Here is a 17762-nt window from a genome sequence, read left to right on the forward strand (position 1 = left end):
GCCATGACGACGATCACCACACGCGCGGTCGAGTACCCGGCCGACGGACTCACGATGATCGGGCACCTCGCGGTGCCGGCGGGAACCGGCCGTGCGCCCGCGGTCCTGCTCGGTCCCGAGGGCGCGGGCCACAACGACGTCCAGTGCCGCCGGGCCGACGCCCTCGCCGAACTGGGCTACGTGGCGTTCGCCTTCGACCTCCACGGCGGCGGCCACTGGTTCACCGACCCGCAGGAGATGCTGGCGCGCACGACCCCGCTGCTCGCCGACCCCGCGCGGCTGCGGGACATCGGCCACGCGGCACTCGACGTCCTGCGTGCCGAACCGCGCACCGACCCCGACCGGATCGCCGCCGTCGGCTACGGCACCGGCGGCATCATCGCGCTGGAACTCGGGCGCGACGGCGTCGACCTGCGGGCCATCGGGACGGTCAACGGCCTGGCCACGGGCCGCCCCGGCGAGACCGCGCGGATCCGCTGCCCCGTGTGGGCCGGGGTCGGCTCTGAGGACCCGATCATGTCCCAGGACCATCGGGCGGCGTTCGCCGCCGAGATGCAGGCCGCGGGCGTCGACTGGCGCATGGTGGTCTACGGCGGCGCCCAGCACGCCTTCCACCACCCGCCTGTCGACCACGAGCAGACCGTGCTCCCCGGCGTCGGCCACCACCCGCTGCACGCGCGGCGGGCCTGGCGCGACGTCGTCGAACTGCTCGCCGAGTGCGTGCCGTTGGCGGACTGACCTACGGCGTGGCGGCGCGGGCGGGCCGTCAGCCGATCTGGTCCGGCGTGACCGTCAGCCACCGCTTGTCGGCGGTCACCTTCCGGCCGAGCTCGCGCTGACGGTCGGCGTTCTCCTTCTTCATGCCGTCGAGCTGCTTCATGTACGAGTCCTTGCGGTTGACCCAGACCCGTACGCCGCCGTGCTCCACGTCCGCGGAGTGGAACAGCATCGGGCCGTCGCTGACCGGGGTGTCACCGGCGGCGAGGATCGGCTTCTTCCACTCGTCGATGTAGGTGTTGATCGCCGCGGGCTTGCCCTCGTACCAGGTCAGCGGCGCCCACAGGTTCGGCGTCAGCTCGCGCTTCGCGAGCTTCGCGCGGTCCTTCTCGCCGAAGCGGCCCTCGGCGATCTCCTTGCGGGAGCTGGTCACTTCACCGGTCTCGCGGTCCTTGAGCTGCAGGGCGACGCCGATGACGTTCTGCGGCTTCACGCCGTAGCCGTACTTCGGGTCGGCGAGCACCATCCGCACCAGGTCCTCGCTGGCCGCGCTGACCACGTACACCTCGATGCCGTGCGCCTGCAGCGTCTTGTAGAGCTGTTGCATGCCCCGCGAGAACTCCGGCGGCTTCACCTCGGTCTTCGTCAGCTTGCCGGCCTCGTAGTACTCGGCGGGGATCGGCTTCTCGTACGCCAGGAGCTCGTCGACGTACCCCTTGAGCTCCTTCAGCGTGAAGCCGGAGAAGATCTGCGCGGCCCAGGGGTAGCAGACCTGGTCGTCGACCTCGCACAGCCGGTTGTAGTAGCTGTAGAGGCTCTCCTTGTGCGTGGCCGTGTCCTTGAAGGGGATGGTCTTCAGGGACGGGTCCATCGTCTCGCGGGTCAGGACGCCCTTCATCTCCAGGAAGGGGAGCAGCGACTCCTCCAGGTCGTTGCGGTACGTCGTGTTGTCCGCGTCGAAGACGGCGTACGCGCCCTGGTGGTCGTTCTTCGCGATGACCTTGCCGAGCTTCTTGGCGACGGGCTTCGGCCAGTGCGAGAGCTCACCGGCCGCGCTGTTCGCCGCCCGCGCGGTCTTCGCCTCGGAGCCCGCGGCGTTCGCCTCGGAGGTCGGCCAGAGCGCGCTGCCCGCGAGGACGGCGGCGGCGAGCGCCCCCAGAGCGCCGATGAGGGCGGGCTTGTTCTTTGCTCGTACTGCCATGTCTGCGGTGTCCTGCCGTTCCTGAGAGCGGTGTGCGGCCCCGTCCGGAGCGGCGCGCAATGCTATGGGGCGCCGCGCTCATTTCCCATGATCGAAGTCACCGTGAACGCCGGGCATGGAGAGGGGGAACACGGGTAGTCGAACCGGACGCCGAGAGCGCCGCGGGGGTCGTCGCGGGGTCCGTGTCAGTGGTCCCGCGCATACTGGGACGCATGGGCTCCCAAGAGTTCGTCAGGGCCGTCCCCCGGCTCGACGGCATGGTCGTCTCGGCGGTCGGCTACCGCACCGCCGGGCAGCGTCCCGCCCTGCACCGGGGCCTGCCCTCGCCGTATCTGACGGTGGTCTTCTCCCTGGACGGGCCCATCGCGGGCGGCGCCACCCCGGACCAGGCGACCGGCGCGGACGCGGTGCGCACCGAGATCATGGTCGGCGGCCTGCACCAGAGCCCCGCCTACCTCGTCTCGCCCGAGCACGAGGCGGGCATCCAGCTCGCCGTGCACCCCATGGCGGCCCGCGCGCTCCTCGGTCTGCCCGCAGGCGCCCTGGCCGGAGAGCTCGTGACCAGGGGCGCCGACGTGTTCGGCGGCCGTGCCGACGAGATCCGCGAGCGGCTGTGCGGCCTGGCGCGCTGGGAGGACCGCTTCGCCCTCCTCGCCGACTACCTGCGGCGGCGCGCGGCGGCCGCCGACGAGGCGGGTCCGGTGCGTCCCGAGGTCGCGGAGGCCTGGGCCTGGCTCGCCAGACACCGGGGCACGGGCACGGTCGGCGGCCTGTCCCGGCACGTCGCGCTCAGCGAGCGCAGGCTGACCGCGGTGTTCCGCGCCGAGACCGGACTGAGCCCCAAGCAGGCCGCGCGCCTGATGCGCTTCCAGCACGCGAGGACCGCGGTGGTCCGCTCCGTCGCGGCGGGCGCGGGCCCCGACCTCGCCCGGGTCGCGGCCGACACCGGGTACTACGACCATTCGCACCTGGTCCGCGACTTCCAGCAGTACACGGGGGCGAGTCCGACCCGCTGGCTGGCCGAAGAGTGCCGGAATATCCAAGCCGGGGCGCACGGCACGGGCGAAGACTGAGAGCCATGAACACCACACCTGACACCACAGCGAATCAGCAGCTCAGCACCCCCGCCCCGGCGATCTGGCCGGGCCTCCAGGCGAACGACGCCCCCGCTCTGATCGACTTCCTCGTCGGCACCGTCGGCTTCCTGCGCACCGCCGTCTACGAGGACGGCGACCGCGTCGCCCACGCCCAGCTCGACTGGCCCGAGGGCGGCGGCGTCATGCTCGGTTCTTACGACCCTTCGGCGCCCGAGGGCACCTGCGGAACGCCCGGCACCGCCGGTGCCTATGTCGTCACCGACCGGGTCGACGAGCTGTACGACCGCCTCGTCGCGGCGGGCGTGCGCGTCACCGTGGAGATCGAGGACAAGCCGTACGGAAGCCGGGAGTTCGGCATCCTGGACCCGGAGGGAAACCGCTGGTCGTTCGGCACCTACCGGGGCGAGCCGAGGCCGGGACCGGCCTCCTGAGCGGGCATGACGACCCCTTGAGCAGGCGTGATAACTTGCGCAAGCCAGTCAAACCCACACGTGGGCCAGGGAATCCGGTGCGAATCCGGAACTGACGCGCAGCGGTGAGGGAGAACGGGCGGGGCCACGGCCACTGGGCGTCCACGGACGCCCGGGAAGGCGCCCCACCCGGTCGATCCCCGAGTCCGAAGACCTGCTGGCGCCTCCGCTCGCACACCGGGCGGCGGAGGGCGTGACGCAGGCCAGGCTCCGCGTATGAGCCGTGAGACTCAAGGGATCGTGTGTCCTCCAAAGCCCGTATACGTCAGTTCGCCCTGCTCTGCGCCGGAGCGCTCGCCCTCACGGCATGCGGCGGCGGCGCCACGGAGAAGTCGGCGGGGGCGGAGGAGAAGGCGCGGGGCTTCCCCGTGACGGTCGCGTCCTGCGGCGAGAAGACCGAGGTCAAGGCGCCGCCACGGCGTGCGGTCTCCCTCGACCAGGGCTCCTCGGAGATCCTGCTCTCCCTCGGCCTCGCCGACCGCATGGTGGGCACCGGCACCTGGACCGACCCGGTCCTGAAGAACCTGGCGAAGGACAACGCCAAGGTGGAGCGGCTCGCCGACCGCTATCCGTCCCTGGAGCGGGTCCTCGCCAAGGAGCCGGACTTCGTCAGCGCCTCCTTCCTGTACACGGTCGGCAAGGGCGGTGTCGCCGACCGCGCCAAGTTCACCGAGCTCGGCGTCCCCGTCTACGTCTCGCCCACCGACTGCGCGGGCAAGGACAACGACGGCGGCGGCGACGGCAAGCGCGTCAAGACGCTCACCATGGACACGGTCTACGGCGAGGTCCGCGACCTCGCGAAGGTGTTCGACGTCGAGAAGCGCGGCGAGAAGCTGGTCACCGACCTCAAGGGCCGCGTCGCCAAGGCCACCGGGGACATCGACGCCTCCGACGCGACGCTCCTCTACTGGTTCGCCAACTCCGACGCCCCCTACATGGCGGGCTGCTGCGGCGCCCCCGGCATCATCACGCGCGAGCTCGGCGCGAAGAACGTCTTCGACGACACCCGCGAGGAATGGCCCCAGATCAACTGGGAGACCGTCGCCGACCGCGACCCCGACGTCCTCGTCATCGGCGACCTCACCCGCAAGTCGCAGTCCGCGGAGAGCGCCGCGGCGAAGATCAAGTTCCTGGAGACCAACCCGGCGACCAAGAACCTGACCGCCGTGAAGAAGAAGCGCTACGTACTCCTCAGCGGCCAGGCCATGAACCCCACGATCCGTACGGTCGACGGCATCGAGCAAGTGGCGGCGGGGCTGCGGAAGTTCGGGCTCGCCAAGTGATCTCGGCCGCCCTGGCGCGACAGTGGCTGCTGTGGCCCGTGGGGCTCGCCGCGCTGGTCCTCTCCGTGGCGGTGGCCGTCACCATCGGGCCCGCGGACATCTCCGTGCCCGACGTGTGGTCGGCGCTCGCCGCGCACCTGGGCTGGGGCGAGGCACGGCTCACCCCGATCAGGGACGGCATCGTCTGGAACCTGCGGATGCCGCGCACCCTGCTCGCCGCGGTCTGCGGCGCGGGCCTCGCGGTCTGCGGCGCGGTCATGCAGTCCCTGCTCCGCAACCCGCTCGCCGACCCCTTCGTGCTCGGGGTGTCGTCCGGCGCGTCCACCGGAGCGGTCGCGGTCGTCGTGCTCGGCGTCGGCGGGGGAGTGGTGTCGGTCTCGGCGGGCGCCTTCGTGGGGGCGCTCTGCTCGTTCGCCCTGGTGCTCCTCCTGAGCCATACGCTGGGCGGCTCGACGGACCGCGTGGTCCTGTCCGGCGTCGCGGCGATGCAACTCTTCTCCGCGCTGACCTCCTTCTTCGTGCTCACCGCCGCGGACGCGGAGACGACGCGCGGCGTGCTGTTCTGGCTGCTCGGCTCGCTCAGCGGGGTCGGCTGGACGGACGTATGGCTGTGCGCGGCGGTGCTCGCGGCCGCGCTGCTGATCTGCCTCTCGCACGCCCGCACCCTGGACGCCTTCGCCTTCGGCCAGGAGGCGGCGGCCGCGCTCGGCGTCCGTGTGGCCCGCACCCGCCTGGTCCTGCTCTGCACGACCGCGCTGCTGACCGCGGCGCTGGTGAGCTCCGCGGGTGCCATCGGCTTCGTCGGCCTCGTCCTGCCGCACGCGGCCCGCGCTCTCGTGGGCTCCAGCCACGCTCGCCTCCTGCCGGTCACGGCGCTCGCCGGCGCCGTCTTCCTCGTCTGGGTGGACACCCTGGCCCGCACGGTGCTCGACCCGCAGGAGGTCCCGGTGGGCGTGGTGACGTCGCTGATCGGCGTACCGGCGTTCGTGGTCGTGCTGTACCGGACGAGGAGGGCGACGTGACGGCGTACGCGTACGAGGGCGATGCGGGTGTGCGCGCCGAAGGTGTCTCCGGCGACGCGGGTCTGCGCGCCGAACGCGTCTCCCGGGAGGCGGGCGGCCGCCTGGTCGTCGACGGCGTCAGCCTCGCCCCGCCCGCGGGCGCCACCGTCGGCCTCCTCGGCCCGAACGGCTCCGGCAAGTCCACGCTCCTGCGCATCCTCGCGGGCGTCCTCGCCCCGGCGTCAGGAGTGGTCACCTTGGACGGCCGCACGCTGGCCGACACGGGCCGCCGGGCCGTGGCGCGCAGGATCGCCGTCGTCGAGCAACACTCAGACACCCAGGTCGAGTTGACGGTGGGAGACGTCGTACGCCTGGGACGCATCCCGCACCGCCGCGCCTGGTCGGCGCCCTCGCCCGAGGACGAGCGCGCCGTCCGGGACGCCCTGGACCGCACCGGCCTGACCGCCCGCGCCGCCCAGTCCTGGCACACCCTGTCCGGCGGCGAACGCCAGCGCGTCCAGATAGCCCGCGCGCTCGCCCAGAACCCCCGTGAACTCCTCCTGGACGAGCCCACCAACCACCTCGACATCCAGCACCAGCTCGACCTGCTCTCGCTGGTCGCCGACCTCCCCGTCACCAGCGTCGTCGCGCTGCACGACCTCAACCTGGCGGCGATGTTCTGCGACCGGCTGCTCGTCCTGAAGGAGGGCAGGGCGTACGCGGCGGGCACTCCCGCAGAGGTGATCACGGAGCAGCTGATCGCGGAGGTGTACGGGGTACGGGCGGTGGTGACGCAGGACGCGGAGGCCCTGTCGGTGCGTTTCCTGCGCAAGTGATCCAGGCCAACCGCCGGCGGTTGGCCCTTCACCCGCCCCGCAGCGCCCGCCTAGGTTCGGGGTATGCCTGTGATTGCCCATGTGAGCGACATCCACATCGACACCGACGACGGCGGCCACAGCGTGGACCGCACCCGAGTCGTCATGACCTACCTGAACGACCTGCCGTACGACCTGGACGCGGTCATCGTCACCGGTGACGTCGCCGACCACGGCGCCCCCGCCGAATACGCGGCGGCCCGCGAACTGCTCGCCTCCCGGCACCCGTTGCTGACCTGCCCCGGCAACCACGACGAGCGCACCGCGTTCCGTGAGCACCTGCTCGGCGAAGCTCCCGGGACAGGACCGGTCAACCAGTCGTGCGTCACGGACGCCTTCACCCTGGCCCTGTGCGACACGTCGGTCCCCGGCGAGCCCCACGGCCGCCTCGACGACGAGACCCTGACCTGGCTGTCCGCACTCCTCGCCGACACCCCGCCCACGCGCCCCGTCCTGATCGCCTTCCACCACCCGCCGGTCCCGCTGCACACGCCGTACGTGGACGTCATCCGCCAGCGCGACGAGCACCGCCTCGCCGAACTGACCGCCCGCCACCCCAACGTGACGGCGTTCCTCGCGGGCCACGCCCACACCCCCGCCGCGACGACCTTCGCGAACCGCCCCCTCCTGGTGGCCCCGGGAGTGGTCTCCACGCTCCGCCTCCCCTGGGAACGCCAGGACGACGCGGCCCACCACGTCCACCGGGACCTGCCGCCGTCCCTCGCCTTCCACGTCCTGGACGAGGAGGCGCGCCTGACAACGCACTTCCGGCCGGTGCCGCTCCCTTAGGGCATCGTTGGCCCGTCAGGCGTTACTCGGTACGAGCAGGTGATCCGGCTCGTGCCGCGTCGCGTCCAGGCGGTCGAGGAAGGTGCGCAGGATGGGCACGACCGGTTCGGCATCGGTCGGGTGCAGGGTGAAGACGCACGCCTCCGCATCGCCCGCGGTGACCGCGGCCACCTGCTCGGCCCGGTACGGCGAGCCGGTGTAGGCGGACAGGGCGGCGGCGATCACATCGCCGGAGTACAGGCAGGTGTCGGTCGCCCGAATGACCCGGACGCCGTCGTGGTCTTCCTGGTCTTCCCCGATCACCCGCTGCGTCGCGCAGAAGCAGCCCTGGGGATGCGTGCGGATCCGCAGCTCGTCCCCGCGCACGGTGAAGTCCTTGACCAGGGCGGGCACATCGGGCCTGCGCCCGGTGGCCCGCAGCAGCTCGCTGTGGTCCACCAGGCGCCGAGCCGCCTCGGGCAGCGTGACAAGGCCCTGCTCCCGTCGGGCACCGCCTTCCACGACGTACCGGGGCCACAGCGCCACGGCCTGCGTGACGATCCACGCCCAGTACATCTCCTGGGCCGACAACTCACCGTTGCCGAAGGCGAAGTTGTACTGGTCGAACAGCGCGGGCTCGGTGAGGGGGTCGATCAGGCCCGCCGACAGGCACGTCCGGTAATCCGGCGAACCCGGGATCGGATAGAAGGGGTTCGTGTAGAAACGCACACCGGCCAGGGCGCAATTCACGGAGTCCTGCGCTATCTCGGCAAGATTCTGTCCTGGCAGTCCGACGATCAGTGAGCCGTTCACATCGAGGCCGTGCCGCCGGAAGATCTCCGCACCGGCGGCCACCTTCGCCAGGGAAGTAAACCCTTTGCGCAACTTTCGCAGACGCTTCACATCGGTGGTTTCAAGCCCGAAGAAGAGGCTTTCGAAACCGGCGCCCACCATCGCCTCGACCAGTTCTTCGGAGAGTTTCACCACGGTGATCCCGTTGGGCAGCCTCAGCCGCACCCGCAGACCCTGTTCCATGATCGCGCGGCATATCTCATGGACGCGCTCGACATCGAAGGTGAAATTGTCGTCCTCGATGAGGAATTGACGTACGCCGAATCCCTCGACGTAGCGCTGGATCTCCTCGACGACGCTCTGCGCGGACCGCGCCCGGAACTCCTTGCCCACCGTGGCGTGCACCGTGCAGAACGTGCAGGAGAAGGGGCAGCCACGGCTGGTGATGAGCGTGGTCGCGTCGTCGTACCGGGAGAAGTCCAGCTGGTCCGCGGCGGGCAGCGGAAGCGCGTCGAGGTCGGCGACGAACGGCGCCCGGGGCCGGATGTGCGGCGCGCCGGGATCCGGGCACGCGCAGTGCCCCGCACCGCAGCGGAAGGCGATCCCGGGCAGCTCGTCCAGGCGCCGTCCCTCCCCGAGCGCGGTGATGAGCGGTCCGATCGTGCTCTCGGCCTCGCCGAGGACCACGACGTCGATCTCCGGCAGTTGCAGGACGTGGGGGTAGCAGACCGTGCCGTGCTGGCCGCCGAGGAGGACGGTGGCCTCGGGATGGATCCGCTTGGCCAGGCGGGCCACGTCGTAGGCGGCCTCGTAGAACGGTGTGAACATGCAGGAGATGCCGATGACGTCGGGACGGGCCTCGCGCAGGGCCTCTTCGATGCGCTCCCACCGCGCGCCCCAGTGCATCACGTGCCGCCAGCGCGGATGGTGACGGATCTTCGCCCGCTCGGTTTCGGTCAGATCCGCCTCGCCCACGATGTGGTTGTCCTCCACGAAGGCGAGAGAGTCGAAGACCGTGGTGTGGTGCCCCTGTTCGCGGAGTACGGCCGAGAGATAGGCCAATCCGATGGGTACGTGTCGGCCGACTTCGACCATGCAGGCACGAATGGGCGGTTTGACAAGCAGAATGCGCATGGCGGAAGTCCCCCCGTAACCCCTTGTTCTTCCTGTTCTCCTGTCTCAGTCTGTGTCACGGTGCCTGTACGTGACAGGTGGTTTCCCGCCGCGTACCAGCCGTGGAAAAGTGCTTGCAGAGGGGGCAGGTAAATGGGGAGCAGCGATCGGCTTCCCGGTGCGGAATTTGCGCAATCCCCTTACTGCTCACGTGAGTTACTCAGGTTACGCAGAGCGCTCTTCGCCTTTTCCGCCCTGAACGACCTGATTCCGTTCGTCCCCGTCGCCGCACTGCGCTTCACGGACGCCGGGCTCGACGCCCTGGAAGTCTCCTCCCTCTTCGGCCTGCTCGCGATATCCGCGCTGCTCCTCGAGGTGCCCTCGGGCGCCTGGGCGGACGTCGCCCCGCGCCGACTGCTGCTCGCGCTCGGCGCCCTGCTGCGCGCCGCGTGCTTCACCCTCTGGATGTTCCTGCCGTCCTACCCCGCCTTCGTCGTCGGCGTCCTGCTCTGGGGTGCCTGTCACGCCCTGACCTCGGGAACCCTGGAGGCCCTGGTCTACGACGAGTTGGCGGACAAGGACGCCACCGCGACCTTCCCCGCACTGCTCGGCAGGGCCAGGATCGGCGCGCTGGCCGCGAACGTACTGGCCACGCTCTCGGCGACTCCGCTGCTGGCCCTAGGGCACTACGCGCTGGTGGAGGGGGCGAGCGCGCTGGTCTGCCTGGCGGCGGCCGGGGCCGCGCTGTGCCTGCCGGGACCTTCTCGGGCTCGCGCCGAACGGGGCGGCGGGGGTCATGTCGGCACGGGCCATACCGGCACGGGTCATGCCGGGACCGGCCATGTCGGCACGGGCTACGTCGCGATGCTGCGCACCGGCCTTGCCGAGCTGCGGACCAGCCGCGCGGTCCGGCGCGCGGCCGTGGTGGCAGCGGTCCTCCCCGCGGTCCTCGTGATCGACGAGTACCTTCCGCTCCTCGTGCGGTCGACCGGCGTCGCGACCGCCACGGTGCCACTCCTCGTGGTGCTCGCGGTGGCGGGCAAGGCGTGCGGCAGCTGGCTCGCAGGACCGCTGGCGGGCACGCGCCCGGCCACCCTCGCCCTCGCTCTCGGCGCGGCCACGGCCCTGCTGGCGGCGGGCGCGCTCAGCGGCACCCCCTGGGGCATCGGCTCCGTCGCCCTGTGCCTGGGCATCGTCCAGTTCGGCATCGTGCTGTCGCAGGCCCGCCTCCAGGACACCATCGAGTGCGCCGCCCGTGCCACGGTGACCTCGGTCGCGAGCCTCGGCACCGACGCGGTGGCGATCCTCTTCTACGTCGCCTACGGCGTGGGTTCGCTGTGGGCCGGGGTCTCCACGGTGATCGCGACTTTCGCCGCGGTGCCGCTGCTGCTTGCGGTGCTGGTACCGCGCTGGCTGCCGCGTGCGGGGTCCCGCTCCATCGCTCCGGTACCCGGAACTACAGGCAGCCAGCAGGCAGAGTGGCCCCGTCGTCGCACAGATGCTTGAGGGCAGCGGCGAAGGAGTAACAGTCGAAGAGGGCGGAGTGCTCCTGACCGTGCCCGGAGACGACGGGCTCGGCCAGCCCGAGCACCTCCCACAGGCGCCCCACGTTGGTCGACGCCGTGGCCGGTGCCAGGGAATTCACCCAGGGCCTGATGTTCACGAAGGCGGCATCGAGATAACTGTTCTCGATCCCCTCCCCGCGCCCGCGCACCCACCCCACGTTCTCCCCGAGCACGACCATGTCGTTGCCGTACGACAGCACGGTCTGCCCCTTGCAGAACCCCAAGAAATCCCCCAACACCTCTGCGGGAGAACGCCCTTCACGATCCACTTCCTCCTGCCCGATACCGGTGAGCCCGGTGAAGTAGGCGGACAACTCCGGATTGACGACGGGGCGAATCAACGCCTCGTACTCCTCGACGACACCGAAGCCCTCGTCCAACCGCAGGGCCCCGACCTGCACGATCTCCCGAAGCTGCCCCGCCGCCGCCCAATCCCGCTCCAGCGCGCCGGGCCATGAGGTGAACTCCAGGTCGAACACAACGAAGGTAGACATGCGGGCATCGTCCCAGTAGTTCCCGCTCACTGCAGTCCCCCCTCACTCGTCGACGGAATCCTCCCGACGGCACGCGACCACGCCCGGAACGTCGGCGAACCGGACGGTCAGGGCGCCGAGATCACCGCGGCCGACCACGTGGATGAGCACCTCGGCGGGCCGCTCGGCGTCCTGCGAGGCCGGGCCCGCCGCGCTGCCGTCCGCCGAGAGGGTGCGCAGCTCGGCGACGGTGAACCCGGCGTACTCGCACTGTTCGAGGAGGTCGCGCAGCAGCCGGGGCCGCTGCAGATAGGTGATGCGGTACCCGGCGGGGACGGACCGCAGGGCGGAAAGCCGGTGGGCCAGGGGCCGGACCCCGTACGAGACGAGGAAGTAGGCGGCGGTCGCGAGGACCGCGAGCAGCGGGAGCCCCGCGGCGGCGGCCGATCCGACCGCCGCCGTCAGCCAGATCGTCGCCGCGGTGGTGAGGCCCTGGACCGAGCCCCGCTGCACGAAGATCACACCCGCGCCGATGAAGCCGAGCCCCGAGACGATCTGCGCGGCCATCCGCGAGGGGTCGAGGGAGACCGTCCCGGAGTGCAGGACGTCGGTGAAGCCGTACTTGCTCACCAGGGTGAACAGGGCCGCGCCGACCCCGACGACGGTGTACGTGCGCAGCCCGGCGGCCTTCTGCCGGATCTCGCGCTCAAGACCGATGAGGCCGGACAACAGGAAGGCGACCCCGAACTCACCCACCTGCAGCCACCCCTGCCCACCGGGCTCCACCCCCATGTGCGCCGCCACCACGTCCGTACTCCCTCCACTCGGCTCATTCCTGTCGCCCCTCCACTGTCGCCGATCGGGGGCGGACCGGGCCGAGGGGCTCAGACGAACAGCCGCTCCAGGAAGGCGTCGAGGTTGCCGCGCGTGCGCTCGATCTGCTGCTCGACGGTGAGGGACTCCTCCATACGGCCACCGGGCGCGGGCTGCTTCTTGCCGCGTACGTACAGGGAGCAGTCGAGGTCGGCACAGATGTACAGGCCGACCGAGTTGCCCTCACGCCCGGCCCGGCCCGCCTTGCGGGCGCTCATCAGGGAGACGCCGCTGCCGGGATGGGTGGTCAGGCAGAGCGAACACATGCTGCGGCGCAGGAAGCCGCGCTTGGCGGCGGGCGAACGCAGGGTGACGCCGATCAGCTCGCCGCGGCGTTCGGCGACCAGGTAACTGCGATCGGGCGCGGACAGGTCGCACCACCCCAGGAAGTCAAGGGCGTCCCAGTGATCGATGTCCGCCAACGCCTTGGGCAGGGGGAGGCGCTTGGCCTCGCCCTTGGAACAGTTGACGAACGAGGTGCGGATGTCGTGCTCGGTCAGAGTCTTCATGACGGGTCCTTACGGGTCCTTGCGGGACCTTCGGCTACGAGACGTAGGGAGGGGAGGGTCGTCCGTATGTGCGGTCGATCTCCGGGCGTCGCGCAGCCCCGCGCCCCGCGCGGCGAAGAGCCGCGCGGGAAGGACACGTCATCGCATGACGATGCCGCGGGGAAGGGAGAGCGAAGGGGGGAGGCTAGACGTAAGAGATACGTCGCATGAGATACGCCGCGAGAGATGCGACGTATGGGATACGACGTATGAGATACGAGGTTCGAGCCTTACCGCGCGCCGCAGAAGAACGAGGGCACACGGCCGGAAGCAACTATGGCCGCAACAACTTCAGCACGGTCCATGTCTCTCGCCTCCTTCCGGCCGGGGCGCGCGGTGCGCGTCGACGCCGAGCGCGTCGAGTGGGGCGGCGGATGCCCGTTGGGGGACCGCCGCAAGTGATCACCGGAACGGTACATCACCCTGCGGGTCACGGGCGAGGAATTATTGGCCGCGAGTGCTGACTGTGAGTGGCTGCCTCACCAGTGGTGCGAGGGGCTGTTATCCCCATGTTTTCGGCCTTACCGGATACGTGTGCCATCCCTGAGTGCACGTTCGATCCCGCACGGTGCTCGCCCCGCAACTCGCACGTTCCCCGATGCCCGAACAGATGCGGCCCGGCTCCGCAAGGGGCACCAGTGCCCTCTGCAACAGAGCAAGTCACCAGGGTCATGCCGGTACGCGCGCGTTCTGTCCAAAAATGCCCGACCAAGATCCGCTGAGGGTGATCGTTCAATTACGATCCCGGCTCGCGGTGGCGCGCGTGCCACCTACACCTAGTCATGTAGTCATGGAAGGGCATACGCGTGAAGAAGCACCAAGTGGCCGAGAGCGGTGCCAAGAGCAGTACCGAGAGCAGTACCGAGAGCGGTGACGTCTTCCCGGTCTTCGACCCGGTGACCGAGGAGTTCCAGGGGCACAAGCCGCGCGTGCGGGTGCACCGTGAGGGCGACTGGCACCGTGGCGTGCAGGCCAACGTCGTGCGTCCCAACGCCATCGGCACGTTCGACATCCTGGTGCAGGAACGTTCGAGCGGAGTCGACATCGCGGGCGGCAAGTTCGACCAGAGCCTGGCCACCCAGATGCTGGACGAGGACGGCCGCTGCCAGGACACCGCTCTGCGCCGCGGCCTGCGCGACGAACTGGGCATCACCGCCTACAGATCAGTGCGGCTCCCTCGCAGTCTGCGGATCGTCAAGACCTATGACGAGCACCCCGACACGTTGAACCGCGAACTGATCTCCTTATACCTGGTCACGTCCGAGAACCGCGACGAGATAGTGCCCGCCTCGCCCAAGGTGCGCCGCGCCTTCTGGATGGAGTGGACCGAGTTCCTCACCTTCTTCGCCAAGAACCGGACGGCGTTCACCAAGACCGGCCAGTTCTACTTCGGTACGCCGCTGCTGGTGCACGAGGCCACCGCGCTCACCCACCGGCTGCTCGCCGAGGAAATCGGCCGCGGGCCCGAGGACGTCGTGGTCGGCGTGAACCGGGTCGGCAGCCCCTCACGCACGTACTACGGGCAGGTGGACGCGTGCTTATGCGAGGCGGGGGAAGCAGCGTGACGGACGCCGCCTCCACGACGGCAACCGTTCCGCGCGCGGAAGGTACGGCTCCGCGGGGCACCGAGGGCGCGCCGCTCGCCGCGCTGCACGACGTACTGCTGCTCGACCTCGACGGTGTCGTGACGATCGGGGACCAGGCGCTGCCGCACGCCGTGGACGCCCTGCACGCCGCCCGCACGGACGGACTGTCCGCGGTCTACGTGACCAACAACGACCAGCGCGCCCCACACGCCGTCGCCGCCCATCTCACCGGCCTGGGCGTGCCCGCCGGTGCCCATGACGTCGTCACCGCCGCGCAGGCCCTCGCTCAGCTCGCCGCGGCCGATCTCCCACCGGGCGCACGGGTGCTGACGGTGGGCGGCGGAGGACTGCGCTCCGCGCTGCTCGGGGCCGGTCTGACACCGGTCGCCTCCGCCGACGAGGCCCCGCAGGCGGTGGCCCTGGGGTACACGACCACACTCAACTGGGCCGCGCTGTCGGAGCTGTGTTACGCCGTCAGCCAGGAGCTGCCTTGGTACGCCACGTGCGCCGATCCGGTGCTGCGTACGCCTCGGGGGCTCGCTCCCGGTGTCGGTGCCGCTGTCGCCGCCGTCACCACCGCCACCGGTCGTACGCCCCGGGTGGCGGGGAAACCGGCACCCGCGCTGCACCGCGAGGCGATCGCCCGTGGCCGAGCCCACCGGCCGCTGGCCGTCGGCGACCGCCTGGACACCGACATGGCGGGCGCCCACGCGGCCGGCGCCGCCACGCTACTCGTCCTGACCGGCACCACCCGGCCCGCGGAACTCCTCGGCGCCCAGCCGGGACAACGCCCCACCCACATCGGCCGCGACCTGCGCGACCTGCTAGTCGCCCACCCCGCCGTGCACAGCGCCGCCGACGGCTACACCTGCGCGGGCTGGCACGCCACCCACCACCCACCGACCAACCGCATCACCGTCACCGGCGACGGCAACGACCCACTCGACGGCTTGCGCGCCCTGTGCGCCACGTCCTGGAACGCGACGGACACCGGCGCCCCTCTCCCGGACCTCACCGCGGCGCTCGCGCGGCTCGGCTGGTGACATCCGGGGAGGGCTAGGACCGCGACGACAAGTCGGCGGACGGCAAGAGCCGACTCAGCAGAAGGCGGGGCGGAGCACACACATGTGCCCCGCCCCGCTTCCGTCCTTCCGGACGACCCTTCGCAGGCCGTCCGACCTGCCTCCTAGATGTCGAAGTAAAGCTCAAACTCATGCGGGTGCGGCCGCAGCTGGATCGGAGCGATTTCGTTCGTGCGCTTGTAGTCGATCCACGTCTCGATCAGGTCGGGGGTGAAGACACCGCCCGCCAGCAGGTACTCGTGGTCCGCCTCGAGGGCGTCGAGGACCGCGGGGAGGGACGTGGGGACCTGGGCGACGCCCGCGTGCTCCTCGGGGGCCAGCTCGTAGAGGTCCTTGTCGATCGGCTCCGGCGGCTCGATCTTGTTCTTCACGCCGTCCAGGCCCGCCATCAGCAGCGCCGAGAAGGCGAGGTACGGGTTCGAGGACGGGTCCGGCGCGCGGAACTCGACGCGCTTGGCCTTCGGGTTGGAGCCCGTGATCGGGATGCGCATCGCGGCCGAGCGGTTGCGCTGCGAGTAGACCATGTTGACCGGGGCCTCGAAGCCGGGGACCAGGCGGTGGTAGGAGTTCACCGTGGGGTTCGTGAAGGCGAGCAGCGAGGGGGCGTGCTTGAGGATGCCGCCGATGTAGTAGCGGGCGGTGTCCGAGAGGCCCGCGTAGCCCTGCTCGTCGTAGAAGAGCGGGTCGCCGCCGGCCCACAGCGACTGGTGCACGTGCATGCCCGAGCCGTTGTCGCCGAAGATCGGCTTCGGCATGAAGGTCGCGGTCTTCTCGTTGCGCCAGGCGACGTTCTTCACGATGTACTTGAAGAGCATCAGGTCGTCGGCCGCGGCGAGCAGCGTGTTGAACTTGTAGTTGATCTCCGCCTGGCCGGCCGTGCCGACCTCGTGGTGCTGGCGCTCGACCTGGAGGCCGTTCTTGTCCAGCTCGAGGGAGATCTCCGCGCGGAGGTCCGCGAAGTGGTCGACCGGCGGGGCCGGGAAGTAACCACCCTTGTAGCGGACCTTGTAGCCGCGGTTGTTCTCGACCGCACCGGTGTTCCAGGCGCCCGCCTCGGAGTCGATGTGGTAGAAGCTCTCGTTCGCCGACGTCTGGAAGCGGACGTTGTCGAAGACGTAGAACTCCGCCTCCGGGCCGAAGTAGGCGGTGTCCGCGATGCCGGTGGAGGCCAGGTACGCCTCCGCCTTCTTCGCCACGTTGCGCGGGTCACGGCTGTACTGCTCGCCCGTGATCGGGTCGTGGATGAAGAAGTTGATGTTGACGGTCTTGTCGCGGCGGAAGGGGTCCACGCGAGCCGTCGACAGGTCCGCGCGCAGCGCCATGTCGGACTCGTGGATGGCCTGGAAGCCACGGATCGACGAACCGTCGAAGGCCAGCTCCTCGTCCGGGTCGAACGCCGCCGCCGGGATCGTGAAGTGCTGCATGACGCCGGGCAGGTCGCAGAATCGGACGTCGATGAACTTGACGTCCTCGTCCGCGATGAACTTCTTCGCGTCGTCGGCGTTCTGGAACAACATCCAACTCCTCCTACTCCCGCCCCGGGCGGGACGGGTTTGCGGCTTCGCAGCTCGTGGTGCGGCCAGTGCGGTGGCACACGCTGGGACCCGACCATAGGGACGGGGGATTTCTCAAGCATGACCCATTTGTTTCGCCGAAGTTAACCGGCCCGGGTGTGCGGGCCGAGTCATGGGCCGTCGTACGACGTCGCGTACGACCCCGTCGTACGACCCCGCGAGTCCCCGTACGAGATCGGGCGCAGTACCGTGGACGGGTGGACAACAGGCAAGCAATCGGATCGTGGCTGTCAGGCCCGCGCGCGGCCGCGGAGGAAGCCGGTGTCGACTTCGGGTACCGGGGAGAGCAACTCGGCCTCCCGGAGGAGGGACCGGGCTCGATCGCCCGGCCCGGCCGCCGCATCGGCGCCATCGCCGTGGACTGGGGCCTGTGCATGGTCATCTCGTACGGCCTGTTCGCCCGCGGCGACCAGCAGGCGATGGGCAACTGGGCCCTCGGCATCTTCTTCGTGATGAGCGTGCTCACCGTCGGCACGATCGGCGCGACCCCCGGCAAGGCGCTCTTCCGGCTGCGTGTCGTCGCCGAGGGCGGTGAGCGTCTCGGCTTCGGCCGGGTCCTGATCCGCAGCATCCTGCTGTGCCTCGCCATCCCGGCCCTCATCTGGGACCGCGACGGCCGCGGCCTGCACGACCGCCTCGCCCGCGCCGTCCAGATCCGGATCTGAGAGAACCAACGACGAAGGCCCCGGAACCGATCGGTTCCGGGGCCTTCGCGCACGTGGAAGTGGCGACGACTACTTCATC

General features: G+C 70.3%; 17 protein-coding genes and 1 riboswitch. Of the genes, 11 read left to right on the plus strand and 6 right to left on the minus strand.

Annotated features, from left to right (window positions below; all coding sequences use genetic code 11):
• Window positions 1–3 precede the first annotated feature (3 nt).
• A complete protein-coding gene (locus CP970_RS31380; RefSeq protein WP_055548288.1) occupies window positions 4–738 on the plus strand; it encodes a dienelactone hydrolase family protein in 735 nt (244 codons plus the stop codon).
• A 28-nt stretch (window positions 739–766) separates the two neighbouring features.
• Here the strand turns inward: CP970_RS31380 and CP970_RS31385 are convergent, their stop codons facing one another.
• Window positions 767–1918 carry an HAD family hydrolase gene (locus CP970_RS31385; protein WP_055548287.1) on the minus strand — a complete coding sequence of 384 codons (1152 nt, stop codon included), beginning with the start codon at window positions 1916–1918 and terminating at the stop codon, window positions 767–769.
• Window positions 1919–2130: 212 nt separating this feature from the next.
• Between CP970_RS31385 and CP970_RS31390 the strand changes: the two genes are divergently transcribed.
• The 6 genes from CP970_RS31390 to CP970_RS31415 all read left to right on the plus strand — a co-directional run bounded on the left by CP970_RS31390 (window position 2131) and on the right by CP970_RS31415 (window position 7433).
• On the plus strand, window positions 2131–2991 hold the full coding sequence (locus CP970_RS31390; protein ID WP_055548301.1) for an AraC family transcriptional regulator: 861 nt from the start codon (window positions 2131–2133) through the stop codon (window positions 2989–2991).
• Window positions 2992–2996: 5 nt separating this feature from the next.
• On the plus strand, window positions 2997–3446 hold the full coding sequence (locus tag CP970_RS31395) for a VOC family protein (protein ID WP_055548281.1): 450 nt from the start codon (window positions 2997–2999) through the stop codon (window positions 3444–3446).
• A 28-nt stretch (window positions 3447–3474) separates the two neighbouring features.
• A riboswitch (cobalamin riboswitch) is annotated at window positions 3475–3661 on the plus strand.
• A 66-nt stretch (window positions 3662–3727) separates the two neighbouring features.
• Window positions 3728–4768 (plus strand): ABC transporter substrate-binding protein, encoded by a 1041-nt coding sequence (locus tag CP970_RS31400; RefSeq protein WP_055548278.1) that lies wholly within the window; start codon window positions 3728–3730, stop codon window positions 4766–4768.
• Window positions 4768–5790 carry a FecCD family ABC transporter permease gene (locus CP970_RS31405; RefSeq protein WP_079043556.1) on the plus strand — a complete coding sequence of 341 codons (1023 nt, stop codon included), beginning with the start codon at window positions 4768–4770 and terminating at the stop codon, window positions 5788–5790. Before CP970_RS31400 ends, CP970_RS31405 begins: the two co-directional genes overlap by 1 nt.
• Window positions 5791–5819: 29 nt before the next feature.
• A complete protein-coding gene (locus CP970_RS31410; protein ID WP_055548300.1) occupies window positions 5820–6605 on the plus strand; it encodes an ABC transporter ATP-binding protein in 786 nt (261 codons plus the stop codon).
• 63 nt (window positions 6606–6668) lie between these two features.
• A complete protein-coding gene (locus CP970_RS31415) occupies window positions 6669–7433 on the plus strand; it encodes a metallophosphoesterase (RefSeq protein ID WP_055548273.1) in 765 nt (254 codons plus the stop codon).
• A gap of 15 nt (window positions 7434–7448) precedes the next feature.
• On the opposite strand, the gene CP970_RS31420 is transcribed toward CP970_RS31415, so the two are convergent.
• Window positions 7449–9338 (minus strand): B12-binding domain-containing radical SAM protein, encoded by a 1890-nt coding sequence (locus tag CP970_RS31420; protein WP_055548271.1) that lies wholly within the window; start codon window positions 9336–9338, stop codon window positions 7449–7451.
• Between the two features lie 132 nt (window positions 9339–9470).
• Here CP970_RS31420 and CP970_RS31425 point away from each other — a divergent pair, with 132 nt between their 5' ends.
• Window positions 9471–10823, plus strand: coding sequence for an MFS transporter (locus CP970_RS31425; RefSeq protein ID WP_055548269.1), 1353 nt, complete (start codon window positions 9471–9473; stop codon window positions 10821–10823).
• Here CP970_RS31425 and CP970_RS31430 read toward each other — a convergent pair.
• The 3 genes from CP970_RS31430 to CP970_RS31440 all read right to left on the minus strand — a co-directional run bounded on the left by CP970_RS31430 (window position 10774) and on the right by CP970_RS31440 (window position 12737).
• Window positions 10774–11376 carry an exonuclease domain-containing protein gene (locus CP970_RS31430; protein WP_055548299.1) on the minus strand — a complete coding sequence of 201 codons (603 nt, stop codon included), beginning with the start codon at window positions 11374–11376 and terminating at the stop codon, window positions 10774–10776. The genes CP970_RS31425 and CP970_RS31430 overlap by 50 nt on opposite strands.
• Window positions 11377–11418: 42 nt before the next feature.
• The gene (locus CP970_RS31435; RefSeq protein WP_055548297.1) at window positions 11419–12147 is read right to left on the minus strand and encodes an MgtC/SapB family protein; all 729 of its coding nucleotides are present in this window, start codon (window positions 12145–12147) and stop codon (window positions 11419–11421) included.
• A gap of 92 nt (window positions 12148–12239) precedes the next feature.
• Entirely contained in the window at window positions 12240–12737 is a 498-nt protein-coding gene (locus CP970_RS31440) for an FBP domain-containing protein (protein WP_055548267.1), read from the minus strand.
• A gap of 845 nt (window positions 12738–13582) precedes the next feature.
• Here CP970_RS31440 and CP970_RS31445 point away from each other — a divergent pair.
• Both CP970_RS31445 and CP970_RS31450 read left to right on the plus strand, forming a co-directional pair.
• On the plus strand, window positions 13583–14341 hold the full coding sequence (locus CP970_RS31445) for an NUDIX domain-containing protein (RefSeq protein ID WP_055548265.1): 759 nt from the start codon (window positions 13583–13585) through the stop codon (window positions 14339–14341).
• Complete coding sequence (locus tag CP970_RS31450) at window positions 14338–15405, plus strand: HAD-IIA family hydrolase (RefSeq protein WP_055548263.1); 1068 nt, start codon at window positions 14338–14340, stop codon at window positions 15403–15405. Before CP970_RS31445 ends, CP970_RS31450 begins: the two co-directional genes overlap by 4 nt.
• 143 nt (window positions 15406–15548) lie before the next feature.
• Here the strand turns inward: CP970_RS31450 and glnA are convergent, their stop codons facing one another.
• Window positions 15549–16958 carry a type I glutamate--ammonia ligase gene (glnA, locus tag CP970_RS31455; RefSeq protein WP_055548296.1) on the minus strand — a complete coding sequence of 470 codons (1410 nt, stop codon included), beginning with the start codon at window positions 16956–16958 and terminating at the stop codon, window positions 15549–15551.
• A 257-nt stretch (window positions 16959–17215) separates the two neighbouring features.
• Here glnA and CP970_RS31460 point away from each other — a divergent pair, with 257 nt between their 5' ends.
• Entirely contained in the window at window positions 17216–17683 is a 468-nt protein-coding gene (locus CP970_RS31460; RefSeq protein WP_055548261.1) for an RDD family protein, read from the plus strand.
• The last annotated feature ends 79 nt before the right edge of the window (window positions 17684–17762 follow it).

Origin of the sequence: Streptomyces kanamyceticus (assembly GCF_008704495.1) — a bacterium.
Taxonomy (GTDB): Bacteria; Actinomycetota; Actinomycetes; order Streptomycetales; family Streptomycetaceae; genus Streptomyces; species Streptomyces kanamyceticus.